Consider the following 15,689-nt stretch of genomic DNA (forward strand, 5'->3'; position numbering starts at 1 on the left):
TTGCTATGGCTTTTCAAATTTTAACTAATATTGTCATCGCTCTCGTATGGGTGTTATTGCAAAACAGTTACACAGGTGTCGATTTTCTAGTTGGATATGTCATCGGGATCCTGATCCTTTTCGTTTTACGTCGCTTTCTAAGATTCGATTTTTATTTTCGAAGAGTATGGGCGATCATGAAACTAGTACTTTTATTCATCAAAGAATTAGTGTTAGCTAACATCGATGTCATTAAAATTGTACTTAGCCCAAAAATGAACATAAAACCAGGGATTGTAGCTGTTCCAACAAAATTAAAATCAGAGTTTGAGATTACTCTACTTGCATCATTAATTTCACTAACTCCAGGGACATTATCAATGGATTTCTCGTCTGATAATCAAACGATATATATTCATTCGATTCATGTTCCAGACAAAAATGCTATGATCGAACAAATTCATCATACATTTGAGCGAGCCATTATGGAGGTGACGAAGTAAATGTTCTATATGATTCTCACGATTGTACTCGTCATCATGTCGATCTCGCTATTCGTCTGCTTCATTCGTACTGTGATTGGCCCTACGATGCCAGATCGAATCATTGCACTTGATGCTTTTGGCATTAATTTAATTGGTTTCATTGGCATTCTTATGATCTTACAAGAGACGGTAGCCTATTCTGAGGTTATACTTGTCATAAGTATTCTTGCCTTCATCGGCACAATTGCATTATCGAAATTTATTGAGAGGGGTGTTGTCTTTGACCGCGACTGAGGTTATTATTAGTATCTTTGTTTTAATTGGTGGCTTTTTAAGCTTACTCGGTTCAATTGGTCTTATTCGTTTTCCTGATGTATATGGACGTACACATGCAGCAACGAAAAGCGCCACTCTCGGAGTCATCTCAATTATCATTGCTACCTTTCTGTTTTTCTTGCTCGTCCAAGGTGAATTCATTATGAAATTGTTGCTTGCGATCATCTTTGTCTTCTTAACAGCTCCTGTAGCTGCTCAGATGGTTGGACGCGCAGCCTATCGAACAAAAGTACCTCTATGGGAAAAAAGCGTTCAGGACGACTTAAAGGAAGCTCAAAAGGAATCACAATAATTTATAAAAAACGTGACCACTTGAAATTGGAGTGGTCACATTTTATTTCATTGGTTATAATTTCGACTATAGTCGATAAATAACGTAAATTCAAACACTTGGATTTCTCGAAGAATCATCGCATCGGCTGAATCCTCCCCATTTAAATGAATCGCCTTTTCCACTTCATCAATGAATCGAAAAGGATCCCACCGTCCCCATGACTTTACTTCAGGTGAAAATAAACTTGCTTTTTCATATAATGACGAAAACACAGCATGTTCTCCTGCAAGACGAAACCAATACTTCGCGTTACTAAAATCTCCTTCTCTTCGGTGCATCATCCCATGCCAAAGGCTGCCAACCTCTTCAGACATTCCTTGTGAGATTGAATGCGACAGCTCTAGTTCGTCATTCCAAAGAAGTAAGCCTGAACGGACAGCTTGACTTGACAATGTTGAAGAGTCATCATGATCACTCAACACTTCGTCTGACAATGCCATAATTTCTCTTGTAAGCTTCTTGTCCCACGGCTTCTTTGGACAAAGTAATGGAAGTGGAGAACGATTGGTTAACTGTGCCGCAATTCTTACATATTTGTCCATCTTATCGCACCTCTCATAAAATAAGTTCTCCTATACTTTCTCCCATTAGAAGTGATTGTCCTGCATACAATTCATTAAATTGAAGCAGACCTTCCTCAGCCAAAAGAACAACCGTCGATCCAAAAGAGAAATACCCTAGCTCCTCCCCCTTCTCAACATTTTGTTTCTGGTTAGTGAGCTCAATTGTATTAATATTCATAGCTCCAACTTTAACAAGCGCTAAAGATTTAGCGTTCACCTCAACTTCTGTAACAATACGAAAATTCCTTGATAAAGGCCGTTTTCCATACGTCAGACCATACTCATTAACAGGATATGACTTTTTTCCAAGTGACCATCTCTCTCTAACAGTAGCTGTCACTGGAGCATGTATGCGATGGTAATGACTAGGACTTAAATATAGAACAACATATTGACCATTCGCATATTCCTTTGCTTTCTTTTGAGATTCAAGCATTTCTTCTAATTTGTACACTTGTCCTTTTATTAAAAACGACTCGCCTTCATTTAATTGCCCAACTTGAGCAACAACACCGTCAACTGGACTAACAATAGCATGATCTCTACGATCGACCTCTCTACTACCCACCTTTAAATTTCGTGTGAATAATTCATGCAAATTTTTATAGGATAGTAATGGTCGCTCCATCTCCTCCTGATTAAGGTCAAATGTACGAGCAAAAGGTACAACTAGCGGTTTACTTAACGAAGAAGTGGCAAACTTTTTTAATAAGTAAGACGAAATACGATGATTGGTTAACTCTACACACATTCTAAAAAAAATTTTCTTCATTTTCCAAATCTCCTAAAGTCATGTTCTAGTGCTTGAAAGAGCACTATGTTATGATTGTAGAAATGAGTTTTAAAATCGTATCATACAACAAAGGAGTTGATGATATATGTTTCTGCTACAACAATTAGACAACACGGCTAAAAAGATAAAAAGTCAAATAGCTAATGCGTTAACGCTTGTCAATTTGTGTTTAGGTGCTTTTGCTATTATTTATGTTATTCAAAATCAACTTCATATTGCCTTATTGTTTATTACGATCGCTGCGTTATGTGACAGGCTTGATGGTGCAGCAGCTAGGCGATTTAATGCAGTTTCTGATTTTGGAAAGCAATTGGACTCTCTAAGTGATCTTGTTTCCTTTGGGGTCGCTCCTGCGTTTCTAATCTTCCAAGCAAGCCTAAACTCCTTCGGTCTTCCGGGGATATTTCTAACGATCTTTTTCATTTTATGTGGTGCTATTCGATTAGCTCGATTTAACGTTACAGCCCCTAAATTTCATTTTGTCGGCTTACCGATTACTGCAGCGGGGTGTATTTTGACCTTACAAATATTAATTGTACCTTATTTACCTTCATATTTCTTCATGTTTCTTACATTGATTTTATCTATTCTTATGATTTCTACTTTCAAAGTTCGCAAAGTTTAGAATCATAAGCAAGATTTGAAGATATATGCATGTGTAAAATTTGACAAAAATCTATTATTATGTTTTCTATTAAAAATGTCCTTTTTTAGCGAAAATGTCAAAAAGGACACTTTTTTTAGGCATTTTTGGGTAAAAATCATGGATTTTCCGATGAAACTCTTGACACGACTGGGCTTTCGTGAGAAATTTTAGTTGCAGCATTTTTTGAACTGCTTGTCTAAAAAAAAATGATGACAAATAGTTTTCAATCAAAGGAAAGAAAGGGAGTTATTTTAATGAACAAAACAGATTTAATCAATGCCGTTTCAGAGCAAGGAGAATTATCAAAGAAGGATGCTTCAAAAGCAGTTGACGCTGTTTTTGATAGTATTACAAATGCACTAGTTGAAGGTGGGAAAGTTCAACTTGTTGGATTCGGTAGCTTTGAAGTACGTGAGCGTTCTGCTCGTAAAGGTCGTAATCCTCAAACTGGAGAAGAAATTGAAATTCCAGCTACAAAAAATCCAGCATTCAAGCCTGGTAAACAACTTAAAGATGCTGTAAACGAATAAAGATGAAAACAACCGACAAATGATCAACCATTTGTCGGTTGTTTATTTTATAAATAAACATTCGAGCTATATCAAGTTTGTTTTATCAAGAGTGTATCTTCGTTTTTAAAATTATTATTTCCAATTTCTATGTTTACATTTTTTCAAATGTGGAACTATACATAAAACGATTGGTTATATTTTTACTAAGGAGGTTACTCGATGAAACTTGATTCCATCCAAACTAACGGTCAACCGAAACAAGTTCAATCTCAACAACCGGGCTTTGAATATGAAATGAACCCTTTACCAATCTATGATGATCCAAATTATAAGGGCAGTGGTAAACTGAATGGAAAAGTGATCATTATAACTGGTGGAGATAGCGGAATTGGAAGAGCTGCATCCATCGCGTTAGCAAAAGAAGGCGCTAAGCTAGTCATTACTTATTTAAATGAGCATGAAGATGCTAGAATAACAAAACAAGAAATTGAAAAATATGGCTCTTCTTGTCTGCTTATAGCAGGTGATATTGGTGAAGAAACCTTCTGTCAAGAAATCATTGAACAGACCATTAACACATTCGGACAGCTAGATGTTCTGATTAACAATGCAGCAGAGCAACATTATCAAGAGAAGATTGAAAACATTTCTACCGCTCAGTTAGAACGAACCTTTAAAACGAATATCTTCTCTTGCTTTCATCTTATTAAAGCCGCAATGTCACATCTGAAAAAAGGTAGCTCCATTATTAATACAGCTTCTATCGTAGCTTTTAAAGGTAATCCCGTCTTAATGGATTATACAGCTACTAAAGGAGCCATGGTTTCTTTGACAAGAGGATTATCTCAAAACCTCGCATCTAAAGGAATACGAGTCAATGCTGTCGCTCCTGGACCGATCTGGACGCCTCTCATACCTGCTTCCTTTCCGGCCGAGCAAGTATCCGCTTTCGGAACTGACACCCCTTTAAAACGTCCAGGACAGCCTGTAGAGCTTGCTCCAACCTATGTATACTTAGCGTCCGACGATTCCACTTACGTCACCGGGCAAGTGCTACATGTTAATGGCGGCGAAGTCATTTAACACTCAGGTCAAAACGAGCCAAGCTAAAGAATAAACAGCTTGGCTCGCTTCTATTGGGCATGACCCACTCCTCTTCTTTAAAGTTAGTCATTGTGGAACCTATTATAGTTATTTATATGTCCTGAATTTTTAAGGGAAATGGATTAAAATCAATGTTTAAGCCACACCACCTAAGTCACCAATAATACCTTGATACTCGTTTAATAATTCCATTAAAAACTTTCCCCTTCATTAATCTTCCATCTTAGTCCTTTGCAATCTGTGTTGTCGTTATGTACCACGCGACATTAGAATTCGATCTACATATTTTGTTTTCGCTTCGCGCAATACGTATACCTCTTCTTTAATACGAAGTGTTTTTTATATTTCATATATAGTTCGTACAAACATTTTTTAAGAAAAAACATAAAATATATTATTCCTGTAAATATGGAGGTGAAACATCATGAGTGATTATGGTCACAAAAAAGACAATAAGTTTGCGTTAATCGTTGTATTGTTTATTTTATTGATTATTGTCGGCTCAGCTTTCGTTAAACCATATTACTAGACTCTTTCTTGATACGAGCTCTTAACATAAGAGCTCGTATCACCATTGTTTACAACCCTTCTCATGTGTCAGCCCCCTTCATTGTAACTGCGCAGTATTTAGTCTACTATGTAATAAACTAGTTAATCTAACCAATACCCTTGATTTACTCTTACAAAATAAGGCTATAAAATAAGAAAAGAAGATACAGTTACAAACGTATCTCCTTTTCTTATTTATGTTAATGATTGGATACAATCTACAGATTCATTCTTCGGACTATTGACTATTGTTGAAACCTCGTAAGCATCCATCTCCTCAGCCGGGTATGAATGAAGCAATGTTTTTAATGTCGCTAAATGTGTCGTTTTATCATGCCAACTGTCCCAACCTCTTCGCTATCCAAATGATTTCTGCAAATACTCAAGAAAATATTCATGTTTCCCCTTAAATTGAGCAGCAAATAGTCCCCACCTATGACTAAGATGAGGACTCTTTGATGCGCTTACATACAAACAGCTGGTTCCATGTTTGAATACCAACTATCCCATCCACAATGATACCTTGAGTACGTTGGAAGTTTCGTACCTCCAAAACCCGCCTTCATTTTGAGGATGAAGGTGTTTGCTATTTATGACTTCTCCTTACTACTTTTATAAAATTCATGAAACAGCTTCATTAATGCTCTTTTCTCTATTCTTGAAACATAACTTCTTGATATACCAAGCTCCTTAGCAATTTCTCGTTGTGTTCGTTCTTCCTCTAGATTTAACCCAAACCTCCCGATAATGACTTCTTTTTCACGATCATCTAACACATGAATATACGTATAAATTTGACTTTTTTCCATCTTTGTTTGGATAATATCGACGATATCATCGGCATCCTCCTGTAGAACATCGATGAGGGTGATTTCATTCCCTTCCTTATCAGTACCAATCGGATCATGTAAGGATACATCTTTCTTTACCTTCTTTAACGCTCTTAAGTGCATAAGAATTTCATTTTCTATACATCTGGCTGCGTATGTTGCCAATTTCGTCCCTTTATCCTCGGAATAACTTTCAATCGCTTTAATTAACCCTATCGTTCCAATGGAAATTAAATCTTCTGTATCCTCTCGTGTATTTTCAAATTTTTTGACAATATGTGCAACTAACCGAAGATTATGCTCAATTAATAAGTTTCTAGCTTCCTCATCCCCTTGCTGCATTCTTCTTAAGTATTTTTTTTCATCTTCTTTATTTAATGGTTGTGGAAAAGCGTTATTCTTCACAAAAGAAACGAAAAATACGAGCTCTTTCACAAAATACGTGATCGACGCTAAAATCGTGGACATGAACCCACCTCCCAATTTCTTTACTGTATCCTTATGAAAAGTTGGGCTCATCCGTGTCTGTACATATAGGAATTAGCTTGTAACTTTTATAAAAGATCATTCACAATTATAAACTTAACGATAATCTTTTTGTTTCTTATCTCTTATCATTAATGGCGCATAGGTTTTACAAATCTTTTAACAAACGTTTATTTTTCAATATTAATAGGTATTACGGATTATTCAACAAGTGAAAACTAGTAAAAAATAACTGTTTTATATAAAATAGTTGAACTTATCGGTTAAGTATTTTAACTTAATAGCAAGCGTTTACAAATAAAGAGAAAGGAGGGTTGTACTACGGTAACGTTACCTCAATCATAATCAAAACAAGTTTGTATAAAAAATGAGGAGGTAATTGAAATGAGAATTTTGGGTAAGCTAATTGTTATTTCTTGTCTTCTATTCAGTTTTTTTATTTTTACCACTGATGGTCATAGTCAAACACATTCTGGCTTCTATATCGAAGGTTCAACCCTTTATGACGCCAACGGAGAACCCTTTGTAATGAGAGGAATCAATCATGGACATGCCTGGTTTAAACAAGATTCTAGCGTCGCTATACCAGCTATTGCTAATCAAGGAGCAAATACAATTCGTATTGTCCTATCAGATGGTGGTCAATGGGCAAAAGATGATATAAGTACATTAAATCAAGTGCTCGATTTAGCAGAGGAACATGAGATGATTACTGTTGTTGAGGTACACGATGCAACAGGATCTAATTCAATGGCTGACTTAAATCGCGCTGTCGATTATTGGATTGAAATGAAAGACGCTCTAATTGGAAAAGAAGATCGCGTCATTATTAACATTGCCAACGAATGGTATGGAGCGTGGGACGGACAAGGTTGGGCAAATGGCTACAAGGAGGTTATTCCACGTTTACGAAATGCTGGCTTCACTCATACATTAATGGTAGATGCAGCTGGTTGGGGACAATACCCTCAATCGATTCATGATTATGGTCAAGAAGTTTTTAATGCTGACCCTCTAGCAAATACAATGTTTTCGATCCATATGTATGAATATGCTGGCGGGAATGCTTCAATGATACAGTCTAATATCGATGGTGTCGTCGATCAAGGGTTAGCTCTTGTAATAGGTGAATTTGGGCATATGCACACGGACGGAGATGTTGATGAAGCAACAATATTGAGCTACTCGCAACAAAGAGGCGTCGGTTGGCTAGCTTGGTCTTGGAAAGGAAATTCGCCTCAGTGGGAATATCTAGATTTATCTTATGATTGGCAAGGAACAAGCTTAACTTCTTGGGGACATACCATTGTCTACGGACCTAATGGATTACTCGAAACATCCATTCCAAGCTCGATTTTCCATACCCCTCCAAACAATGGAGAGCCCCCTCCTCATAACGGTAATGAAACTATCCTATATGATTTTGAATATGGCACTCAAGGTTGGTCAGGTTCTTCACTTCTAGGAGGACCTTGGACAACGAATGAATGGAGTGCGAATGGTAACCATTCATTAAAAGCCGATATTTTCTTATCAGCTAACTCGAAGCATGAATTAGCAAAAGTCGGAAACAAGAATTTATCAGACTACTCTACTTTACAAGCCACTGTTCGCCATGCACATTGGGGGAATGTTGGAAATTTAACGGCAAGATTGTACGTGAAAACAGGCTCAAACTATAGCTGGTTTAATGGCGATCCTGTCCCTGTAAACTCAGCAAATAGTACGACTGTCTCTTTACCTCTTTCAGCAATTCCAAACCTAAATGACGTAAAAGAAATTGGCGTTGAATTTATTGGGGCTTCAAATAGCAGTGGTCAAACTGCCATTTACTTAGATCATGTAACAATCCAATAAACTGTAGTCACCTCAAAGGTTTCATTCTGATCTTTGAGGTGACTCCTTTCCAAGGCATCTTGAAATCACAGCTATTCCTTCAAATTAAAAAAAGCCAGGGATACGCTCCTGACTTTTAACACCCTTATAAATTCGAAGTTGAATGCGTCAATTGGTCTGATGCAACTGATACTTGATCAGAAGCTGCCGCAACACCCTCTAATGTTTGCACAAATTTGAGCAACTCTTCCTTCACTTCATTCGTTTGTTTTTTACTGAGTCCCATTGCATCAATGATCTTTTCAAAAAAGGCTGCTGTATCACTTACATATGTTACACTATCAGCAATTTGAAGATCGACTTCCTCAACTGAATTTAATACACGATTCATCTGGTCATTTGTTTTTTCAATTAACGTTGAAATACTGGAAACCGATTGTTTAGTTTGATCTGCTAGCTTACGTACTTCTTCCGAAACAACTGCAAATCCTCGCCCTTGCTCACCTGCTCTAGCTGCTTCAATTGCTGCATTTAGAGCTAGTAAATTCGTCTGATCGGCAATATCGGTTATTAATGAAATAATTTGCGTAATGTCGCTCGACGTTTGGCGTAATTCTTGAGACTCGACAACAATCCCTTGAACCGTTTCTTGGATATTGCCAATAATCGTACGTTGCTCATCAACTTGTTCTTTTCCATTATAAGATACTTGCTCTGCTTCTGCTGCATAACGTAAATTTTCAATTGATTTGGTTTCAATAAACTTAGCCTGATCATTCAACGATTGCATCGATGCACTCGTTTCTTCTGAAATCGTTGCTAATTCTTCGGAGGCTGTTTTAACTACTTCAGCAAACTGATTCTTTTGCTCCTCATGTTCTTGATTAAGTCGCTCATTTTCAAGCTCATACGCTTCTAATACAAGCTGTTGTTCTAGATTCAGTAATTTATTTGTTACATTCAATGCTCGTACAAATGCGTCTTGATCCTTAATTGTTTGTTGAAAAATCGTTGAAAATGCTTGAAAGAGTACTTGAAACGATAAGACATACCACTTTGTAGGTAGGCCAATTTTCACATGTATTTCAGCAACCTTGATTCGCTTTTGAATGTATGTATCCGTTATTTCACCACTAAACATTTCCACAATATGTGTTGACAAAGTTCGTTTTAATCTTTCTACAGAACTGTGGTCATTAATAATGGATTTTAGCTGATTTTCCGCAGTTAACACTTGATAAAATCGTTCAATAACATCGTCTATTTGTTCTATCACATAAGGCTTCAATGACTGAATAAATCCGAGTTCACTTTCATTTAAGCCTATCATTTCTAATTGCTTGGCATATTCTGAGTTCTTATCAATAGATAAGACCCCTTGAAAATGTTGTGCTTCTTCCTCTGGTTGCTTCATTTTTCTTTTAAATAATGAACGTGCCATGTTATCTCCCCCTAGAACTTTAATAATAGGTCTCTATACTTATTATCGCATAGTTTGATAATTTAACAATCACTTCTGAAAATAAATCATTACGGGGGAATCATTAAAAAGTCTAATAGCCTTTACAGCAGCCATTAGACTTCAATCAACTTACTTCTTTTTTGGTATTTTCATTAGGTTTGGCAAGCTTTTCAATAATTTTAGCTAATAATAAAGTCCTCTCAGTTAGTGAATCCACGTCTAAGTATTCCTTTTCACTATGAGCATATCCGCCAATAGGCCCAAGTCCATCAATGGTTGGAATACCCATTGCCGCCGTAAACGATGCATCTGATCCACCACCTGTTTTTGTATCTTTGATTGACAACCCTAATTCCGCTCCTACTTTCTTTACAACTCGATACAGCTCATTAATTTGTTTATTTTTAACCATTGGTGGTCGACTCATATCGCCAGTAAGTTCAATATTTGTACCTTGTACATCAGACGTCGCACAAAGCTGTTCAATTTTCAATTCCATCTCTTTAGCCTGCTCTATAGTAGCAACACGGACATCAATGTGACCAATAGCTGTATCAGAAATCGTATTAACCGCATTTCCACCGGCAATAATACCAACATTAACTGAAATCCCACGTTCATGGTCGTTTAAATCATGTAACTTTACAATTTTATGTGCTAATTCCTCTATCGCACTTCTTCCCTTTTCAGGTTCAATACCAGAATGCGCTGCACGTCCGGATACTTCAATCACAAAGCGTCCATTACCTCTTCGCCCTGTAACAACAGATCCATCCCTACGAGCAGGCTCCATCACAAGTGCATATCGTTTTCCTTTAGCCTCCTTCTCGATTAGAGAACGAGATGTAGGAGATCCTATTTCTTCATCACTTGTAAGTAAGATTTGAACATGCTCATATGCAGATGAGCCGCTCTCCTTTAAATATGACAGCGCATAAATTACCGATACTAAACTAGCCTTCATATCGATTACTCCAGGACCATACGCTCGTCTACCTTCAATGGAAAAGGGCCTTTTTACAGATGTTCCTCTTTCAAATACCGTATCCATATGAGCCACAATTAAAATAGAAGGTTGAGTCGATCCAAATCGATAAACTAAATGATCACCTACTTCCTCTTGCTCCTTCACCTCTAATTCAAAACCCAACTGTGTAAAATAAGGAGCTAGCTCCCTCCCTATTTGATCTACACCTTCTTTATCATGTGATCCGCTATCAATGTTCACTAGCTTCTCCAATAAATTTAACATTTCGTCTTCTTTCTGCTGGACATTCATCAGACTCTTCCCCTTATCTTCCTTTTCCACATTCTTTATCTTAGTATATGTCAGTTCATAACTTTATTTTCGATGAATAGACCCATTTTTGCAACATAATCTTTTTTATATGTACTGCTTAACAAAAAAAGAGGCAGTTCCAAGTAAAGGAACTGCCCGACAATAGGGAAGAGTAGAGAGAACATTTTTGAAGCTAGGTCAATGACCCTTCATGTGTATACTTTAACCTACGAATAGCAAAAATACAGTGTTTTTGTTAGATCTTCTAACAGAAAACCTTCATATTACTTTTTTCGTAACGTTTTTTCTCATAGAAGTCCTTTATTAAAGGGCACCAAAAAAAGTAAAAAATTAAAAACCAAACTTTTTTCAGTACACTTCTTTATTTCTCTTTTTCTGAATTTCGTGTACATTATGATATAGGAGGGAATACAGTTGATGCATATGATAAGAAAGATTGAGAAACAACTTAGTAAACGTCAAGTAAACATTATCGGACAAGATCAAATGAAAAACTCTGCCGTTATCCTACCCCTCATCGATATCGATGGAGAACTCTCTGTATTATTTGAGGTCCGATCCTATGAATTACGATCACAGCCTGGAGATATTTGTTTTCCAGGAGGAAAAATCGATAAACAAGACGCAAGCCCTCGTGATGCTGCTCTTAGAGAATTAACAGAAGAGTTACAAATTCAAAGCAAGCATATACAATTACTGGCTGATTTAGATATACTCATTACGCCTTTTAAAGGGATTATTTATCCCTTTGTTGCTCAGGTTACTTATCCATTTACAGAGATTAAAGCGAGCCCTGCTGAGGTCGATCATTTATTTACGGTCCCACTTCGTCACTTTTATCTTCAACCACCAGAGCAGCATCCAATGCGATTCATCATTGAGCCTGAGACAAACAGCCGATATAAACATGTTCAACATCAGCGTCACACGATAGAGCAGTATTTTTATTACTATGAAACATACACCATTTGGGGACTAACTGCACGCATTTTAAAACATTTTATCGACATTACTAAACCATAATCGATCTAGCACCCTACTTTAAATATCGCTAGATCAGTTCCCAGCTTCTTTGATTTTTCCATCTTTAGGTAACTGTAAAATAAGCAAGAACGTGACAATCGCTAATACGAGTAGTGCTATGAATATGTAGCTTAACCCTCCTGACAAACCTTCTTGCAATAAAAGTTGCTCATCATTAGTTAATGCTACTCGTTCTGTTTCATCCAAAATCCGATTAACCTCATCAATTGTTGGTTCAAATGCAACTTTATCATCAACGTTTTCAAAATATGTACGCAAATAACGATTTAAAAGGCCACCAAATAATGCAACACCTATTACACCTCCTAACTGTCGCATAAACATATTCATCGCTGTTACTTCTCCACGAGATTTCCAATCAACCGCTGATTGAATAGAAACAATAAATGTGGTCGTTGAAAAGCCCATGCCGACTCCGATGAAAAAGGAGCCTAGTGCTGCCCATAATGGATATGCAATTGAGGATAACGTCAAATAGCAAATCGAACCTACGAATAACCCACCCCCTCCAATGAGAGCAGTTAGACGAAAACCTACCTTAAGTATCATCTTTCCAGCAATCATTGCTGAAATAGGCCAGCCAATTGACATTGCCGTTAACGTTAACCCAGCAATGAGGGGACTTTGTTCTAATATTGCTTGAACATATGTCGGCAAAAAGGTCGATACCGTTAATAGCATCGCTCCTGTCGTTAGGGAGGCTAAATTGGCATAAAATATTTCTTTCCTTTTCCATAATGAGAAATTGACCATCGGCGCTATCGTCTTTTTCTCGTGGTAAATAAACCAAATTAGTCCTATAATCGAACATACAAATAAAAATAACAGCTGCATCCACGGTAGGAAGGAATCTCCATCGAGCTGTAAAAAGACAAACATCATCGTTGTCATTGTTACAAATAACAGAAGCGCTCCTCCATAATCAAGCCTTTGTTGCTTTTGTTCTACCTTTTCGTTTAAAAACAAACAGACGATCAATACCGAGAAGATACCAAAAGGGACATTTACCCAAAACACCCATGACCAATTAACATATTCAACAAAAAACGCTCCTAACAACGGACCTAGTATCGCTGAAATACCCCATACACTAGATAAATACCCTTGAATTTTCGCACGTTCTTCCTTCGTATACATGTCGCCTACAATTGTTGTCGCAATAGGTTGTACCGCTCCTGCACCTATTCCTTGAATAAATCGTGATAGGATGAGCATTTCCATCGACCATGAAAAACCACATAAAATCGAACCGATTAAGAAAAGAATAATTCCGATTGAAAATATGAGCTTACGACCATATATATCAGCTAGCTTACCATATAAAGGAATCGTCACAACTTGCATGAGTAAGTAAGCTGAAAACACCCAGCTAAACAAGGCAAAACCGCCTAAATCTGCCACAATCCTCGGCATGGCTGTTGCTATAATTGTCGCTTCCACAGCTGCCATAAACATCGCCAGCATAATAGCTACTAGCACTAGAGGTCGTTTTGTCTCATTCATATGTAATCTCCATTCCAATATTTTGATCTTTCTATTCTATCAGAAAATGAAGAAATCTTCATACAAAAAAGCTTAATGAAGAATTGTCTTGCTCCTCATTAAGCCCACATCATGTATCATATTTTTATCATTAACTGTCGTTCTCTATCGTTATTTATTGTCCTCTTCGTGTAAACGCTTTGATGTCTTCATGGCATAACGATGGCAAGAAATTGCCGCTATTAATAAGACAAAAACAGCCATAACCGCTGGAACTTGCCACTCTGTAATTGGAGCTGATGGAATCAGTAAGCCAATTGATAAAAACGCACTTAATGAAAGTAAAATAAAACTATATTGTTTGAAATCTGCAATCTTTGTTAACTGCTCATTCATCTTCTTATCCGTCATCCGATTCCCTCCTCATTATTATCATTCTAACATCATTTTAAGAGACTAAGATGATGTAATGATCGACAATCAAGGAGATTTTAGCCAATTACGTTGATGATTGAAGCAATTCAACCATTAGTAGTACTTGCTTAGCTGAATTGACAGAAGCTTTTTTCAAAAATTGTTCGTATGACACTTTGGCATCCTGCCCCGCAATATCAGATAATGCTCGAATAATAACAAAAGGTATTTCAAATTGGTGACACACTTGAGCAATCGATCCAGCTTCCATTTCTGAGCATGAAGGCTGCTTAAATCGTTGCTTTAGCTCTTGGACACGATCGTGCTCACTCATAAAGGAATCACCAGAGAGAACAAGTCCTGTCTTTGAATGGATTCCAACATTTTCTGCAGCTTTTTCAGCCATTTCAACTAAATGCTGATCAGGTGAATAAAAGGCTGGCATGGCAGGCACTTGTCCAAACTCATAACCAAAAACAGTAGCGTCCACATCATTATATCGAACTTCAGTTGAAATAACGATATCCCCTACTTTTAATGATTCATCAAAACCACCTGCTGACCCCGTATTAATGATCACATCAGGTTTGAATAATTGAATTAACAATGTCGTTCCTATTGCTGCATTTACTTTACCAATTCCTGATTTTAATAGAATGATCTCTTGATTGCCAATGAATCCTTGATGATATTCACACCTAGCGATTGTCTGTTCTTTACGTTTACTTAAGCTCTCTTTTAATAGCTCTACTTCTTCATCCATCGCGCCAATAATTCCAATTCTCATATCGTTTTACTTCCCCTCATGTTAACTATATGAAGCCACCTACAGAGGTAAATAAATAGTAGGAGGCATTCATCTTTAATTTCTTGTATATGGGTTGTGCTCTAATTGATTTAATTGAACTGGTAACCAACCTTCACCATCTTGCCACTCCAAGAATATTTCATACGGTGTTTCGCTATTTTCATAGTTACTTACAACACCTCTTACACTCCGTTGGTCCCCGGCATTTTCAATTCGCCAAACGGTCATTTCCTCTAGACTTAACCCTGATGCATAACTAAGAGCACGATCCATTTCTTGGCGATTAGTCGTCCCTTCACCGAATTCAAGCCTTAATTCTGATTGTGTCGTCCCAATCGGCTCCCACTCATCCTCATCTGGACGAGGAGATCCTTCATCGACATCCACTTCTATTCCTTCTTCATCATCAAATACTCCTTCATTCTCTGGCTGAGACTCTTCCGGAACAACCGGATCGACAGAAGGCTCCTCTTGCTCCTCAGGAAACGCAGGATCTGGAACAGTTGGATCTTGATCATCTTGTTCATTTTCTTCATCTTCAATCGGCTCTGGTTCATTTACAACCTCACTGTCATCTTGATTAAAGATTTGTAAAGCAAAAAAGGCGATTAGCACCATGACAATGACAATTGCAATGTTATATATTATATTTATCCGTTTCTTTCTTCTTTCTTCATAACGATACGACCTCATACTACCACTCCTTTATCTTGCAGCAATACGTTC

At 37.2% G+C, this 15,689-nt stretch carries 19 protein-coding genes; 9 read left to right on the top strand and 10 right to left on the bottom strand.

What is annotated here, in order from left to right; all coding sequences use genetic code 11:
• The first annotated feature begins 5 nt into the window (after positions 1-5).
• The 3 genes from ACERJO_RS04015 to mnhG are packed head-to-tail and all read left to right on the top strand — an operon-like array spanning position 6 to position 1,092.
• The gene (locus ACERJO_RS04015; RefSeq protein ID WP_247105100.1) at positions 6-482 is read left to right on the top strand and encodes a Na+/H+ antiporter subunit E; all 477 of its coding nucleotides are present in this window, start codon (positions 6-8) and stop codon (positions 480-482) included.
• Positions 483-758: a Na(+)/H(+) antiporter subunit F1 gene (locus ACERJO_RS04020; protein ID WP_247105101.1), complete on the top strand. Its 276-nt coding sequence runs from the start codon at positions 483-485 to the stop codon at positions 756-758. It begins immediately after the preceding gene.
• Complete coding sequence (gene mnhG / locus ACERJO_RS04025) at positions 745-1,092, top strand: monovalent cation/H(+) antiporter subunit G (RefSeq protein ID WP_373646626.1); 348 nt, start codon at positions 745-747, stop codon at positions 1,090-1,092. The genes ACERJO_RS04020 and mnhG overlap by 14 nt, the downstream gene beginning before the upstream one ends.
• Positions 1,093-1,139: 47 nt before the next feature.
• Here the strand turns inward: mnhG and ACERJO_RS04030 are convergent, their stop codons facing one another.
• Together ACERJO_RS04030 and ACERJO_RS04035 are read right to left on the bottom strand one after the other, a co-directional pair.
• Positions 1,140-1,676, bottom strand: coding sequence for a hypothetical protein (locus tag ACERJO_RS04030; protein ID WP_247105103.1), 537 nt, complete (start codon positions 1,674-1,676; stop codon positions 1,140-1,142).
• A gap of 13 nt (positions 1,677-1,689) precedes the next feature.
• Positions 1,690-2,469 carry a phosphatidylserine decarboxylase gene (locus tag ACERJO_RS04035; RefSeq protein ID WP_373646628.1) on the bottom strand — a complete coding sequence of 260 codons (780 nt, stop codon included), beginning with the start codon at positions 2,467-2,469 and terminating at the stop codon, positions 1,690-1,692.
• 106 nt (positions 2,470-2,575) lie between these two features.
• Here ACERJO_RS04035 and pssA point away from each other — a divergent pair, with 106 nt between their 5' ends.
• The 4 genes from pssA (at position 2,576) to ACERJO_RS04055 (ending at position 5,281) form a co-directional block, all read left to right on the top strand.
• Positions 2,576-3,115: a CDP-diacylglycerol--serine O-phosphatidyltransferase gene (gene pssA / locus ACERJO_RS04040; protein ID WP_247105105.1), complete on the top strand. Its 540-nt coding sequence runs from the start codon at positions 2,576-2,578 to the stop codon at positions 3,113-3,115.
• Positions 3,116-3,390: 275 nt separating this feature from the next.
• Positions 3,391-3,666, top strand: coding sequence for an HU family DNA-binding protein (locus ACERJO_RS04045; RefSeq protein WP_247105106.1), 276 nt, complete (start codon positions 3,391-3,393; stop codon positions 3,664-3,666).
• Between the two features lie 201 nt (positions 3,667-3,867).
• On the top strand, positions 3,868-4,731 hold the full coding sequence (locus ACERJO_RS04050) for an SDR family oxidoreductase (protein WP_247104161.1): 864 nt from the start codon (positions 3,868-3,870) through the stop codon (positions 4,729-4,731).
• Positions 4,732-5,176: 445 nt separating this feature from the next.
• Positions 5,177-5,281 carry a YjcZ family sporulation protein gene (locus tag ACERJO_RS04055; RefSeq protein ID WP_247104162.1) on the top strand — a complete coding sequence of 35 codons (105 nt, stop codon included), beginning with the start codon at positions 5,177-5,179 and terminating at the stop codon, positions 5,279-5,281.
• A gap of 459 nt (positions 5,282-5,740) precedes the next feature.
• Here ACERJO_RS04055 and ACERJO_RS04060 read toward each other — a convergent pair whose 3' ends face one another.
• Together ACERJO_RS04060 and sigK are read right to left on the bottom strand one after the other, a co-directional pair.
• The gene (locus tag ACERJO_RS04060) at positions 5,741-5,854 is read right to left on the bottom strand and encodes a peptidoglycan-binding domain-containing protein (RefSeq protein WP_368859654.1); all 114 of its coding nucleotides are present in this window, start codon (positions 5,852-5,854) and stop codon (positions 5,741-5,743) included.
• A gap of 37 nt (positions 5,855-5,891) precedes the next feature.
• Positions 5,892-6,599: an RNA polymerase sporulation sigma factor SigK gene (gene sigK, locus ACERJO_RS04065; RefSeq protein ID WP_247104172.1), complete on the bottom strand. Its 708-nt coding sequence runs from the start codon at positions 6,597-6,599 to the stop codon at positions 5,892-5,894.
• 402 nt (positions 6,600-7,001) lie between these two features.
• Between sigK and ACERJO_RS04070 the strand changes: the two genes are divergently transcribed.
• Entirely contained in the window at positions 7,002-8,474 is a 1,473-nt protein-coding gene (locus tag ACERJO_RS04070) for a glycoside hydrolase family 5 protein (RefSeq protein ID WP_373646629.1), read from the top strand.
• A 124-nt stretch (positions 8,475-8,598) separates the two neighbouring features.
• Here the strand turns inward: ACERJO_RS04070 and ACERJO_RS04075 are convergent, their stop codons facing one another.
• Both ACERJO_RS04075 and ACERJO_RS04080 read right to left on the bottom strand, forming a co-directional pair.
• Positions 8,599-9,894, bottom strand: a complete 1,296-nt coding sequence (locus ACERJO_RS04075) for a protoglobin domain-containing protein (protein WP_373646630.1) — start codon at positions 9,892-9,894, stop codon at positions 8,599-8,601.
• A gap of 145 nt (positions 9,895-10,039) precedes the next feature.
• Positions 10,040-11,194 (bottom strand): M20 family metallopeptidase, encoded by a 1,155-nt coding sequence (locus ACERJO_RS04080; protein ID WP_373646631.1) that lies wholly within the window; start codon positions 11,192-11,194, stop codon positions 10,040-10,042.
• 438 nt (positions 11,195-11,632) lie between these two features.
• On the opposite strand from ACERJO_RS04080, the gene ACERJO_RS04085 reads away from it, so the two are divergent.
• Complete coding sequence (locus ACERJO_RS04085) at positions 11,633-12,238, top strand: NUDIX hydrolase (protein WP_247104501.1); 606 nt, start codon at positions 11,633-11,635, stop codon at positions 12,236-12,238.
• A 33-nt stretch (positions 12,239-12,271) separates the two neighbouring features.
• Here the strand turns inward: ACERJO_RS04085 and ACERJO_RS04090 are convergent, their stop codons facing one another.
• The 4 genes from ACERJO_RS04090 to ACERJO_RS04105 all read right to left on the bottom strand — a co-directional run bounded on the left by ACERJO_RS04090 (position 12,272) and on the right by ACERJO_RS04105 (position 15,656).
• The gene (locus ACERJO_RS04090; RefSeq protein ID WP_373646632.1) at positions 12,272-13,762 is read right to left on the bottom strand and encodes an MDR family MFS transporter; all 1,491 of its coding nucleotides are present in this window, start codon (positions 13,760-13,762) and stop codon (positions 12,272-12,274) included.
• 150 nt (positions 13,763-13,912) lie between these two features.
• Complete coding sequence (locus tag ACERJO_RS04095) at positions 13,913-14,152, bottom strand: YrhC family protein (protein ID WP_373646633.1); 240 nt, start codon at positions 14,150-14,152, stop codon at positions 13,913-13,915.
• Positions 14,153-14,240: 88 nt separating this feature from the next.
• Positions 14,241-14,942, bottom strand: coding sequence for a 5'-methylthioadenosine/S-adenosylhomocysteine nucleosidase (gene mtnN / locus ACERJO_RS04100; RefSeq protein ID WP_373646634.1), 702 nt, complete (start codon positions 14,940-14,942; stop codon positions 14,241-14,243).
• A 75-nt stretch (positions 14,943-15,017) separates the two neighbouring features.
• Positions 15,018-15,656 carry a YrrS family protein gene (locus ACERJO_RS04105; protein ID WP_247104186.1) on the bottom strand — a complete coding sequence of 213 codons (639 nt, stop codon included), beginning with the start codon at positions 15,654-15,656 and terminating at the stop codon, positions 15,018-15,020.
• Positions 15,657-15,689 lie beyond the last annotated feature (33 nt).

This window comes from Halalkalibacter sp. AB-rgal2 (assembly GCF_041821005.1).
Taxonomy (GTDB): Bacteria; Bacillota; Bacilli; order Bacillales; family Bacillaceae_D; genus Halalkalibacter.

What these genes read in the sequence shown, in the direction of transcription:
- ACERJO_RS04075 (WP_373646630.1), bottom strand. Translation starts at nt 9,894, where the DNA reads ATGGCACGTTCATTATTTAAAAGAAAAATGAAGCAACCAGAGGAAGAA.
- pssA (WP_247105105.1), top strand. Translation starts at nt 2,576, where the DNA reads ATGTTTCTGCTACAACAATTAGACAACACGGCTAAAAAGATAAAAAGT.
- mtnN (WP_373646634.1), bottom strand. Translation starts at nt 14,942, where the DNA reads ATGAGAATTGGAATTATTGGCGCGATGGATGAAGAAGTAGAGCTATTA.
- ACERJO_RS04045 (WP_247105106.1), top strand. Translation starts at nt 3,391, where the DNA reads ATGAACAAAACAGATTTAATCAATGCCGTTTCAGAGCAAGGAGAATTA.
- ACERJO_RS04080 (WP_373646631.1), bottom strand. Translation starts at nt 11,194, where the DNA reads ATGAATGTCCAGCAGAAAGAAGACGAAATGTTAAATTTATTGGAGAAG.
- ACERJO_RS04035 (WP_373646628.1), bottom strand. Translation starts at nt 2,469, where the DNA reads ATGAAGAAAATTTTTTTTAGAATGTGTGTAGAGTTAACCAATCATCGT.
- ACERJO_RS04020 (WP_247105101.1), top strand. Translation starts at nt 483, where the DNA reads ATGTTCTATATGATTCTCACGATTGTACTCGTCATCATGTCGATCTCG.
- ACERJO_RS04055 (WP_247104162.1), top strand. Translation starts at nt 5,177, where the DNA reads ATGAGTGATTATGGTCACAAAAAAGACAATAAGTTTGCGTTAATCGTT.
- ACERJO_RS04105 (WP_247104186.1), bottom strand. Translation starts at nt 15,656, where the DNA reads ATGAGGTCGTATCGTTATGAAGAAAGAAGAAAGAAACGGATAAATATA.
- ACERJO_RS04070 (WP_373646629.1), top strand. Translation starts at nt 7,002, where the DNA reads ATGAGAATTTTGGGTAAGCTAATTGTTATTTCTTGTCTTCTATTCAGT.
- ACERJO_RS04090 (WP_373646632.1), bottom strand. Translation starts at nt 13,762, where the DNA reads ATGAATGAGACAAAACGACCTCTAGTGCTAGTAGCTATTATGCTGGCG.
- ACERJO_RS04095 (WP_373646633.1), bottom strand. Translation starts at nt 14,152, where the DNA reads ATGACGGATAAGAAGATGAATGAGCAGTTAACAAAGATTGCAGATTTC.
- ACERJO_RS04015 (WP_247105100.1), top strand. Translation starts at nt 6, where the DNA reads ATGGCTTTTCAAATTTTAACTAATATTGTCATCGCTCTCGTATGGGTG.
- sigK (WP_247104172.1), bottom strand. Translation starts at nt 6,599, where the DNA reads ATGTCCACGATTTTAGCGTCGATCACGTATTTTGTGAAAGAGCTCGTA.
- ACERJO_RS04050 (WP_247104161.1), top strand. Translation starts at nt 3,868, where the DNA reads ATGAAACTTGATTCCATCCAAACTAACGGTCAACCGAAACAAGTTCAA.
- ACERJO_RS04085 (WP_247104501.1), top strand. Translation starts at nt 11,633, where the DNA reads ATGCATATGATAAGAAAGATTGAGAAACAACTTAGTAAACGTCAAGTA.
- ACERJO_RS04030 (WP_247105103.1), bottom strand. Translation starts at nt 1,676, where the DNA reads ATGGACAAATATGTAAGAATTGCGGCACAGTTAACCAATCGTTCTCCA.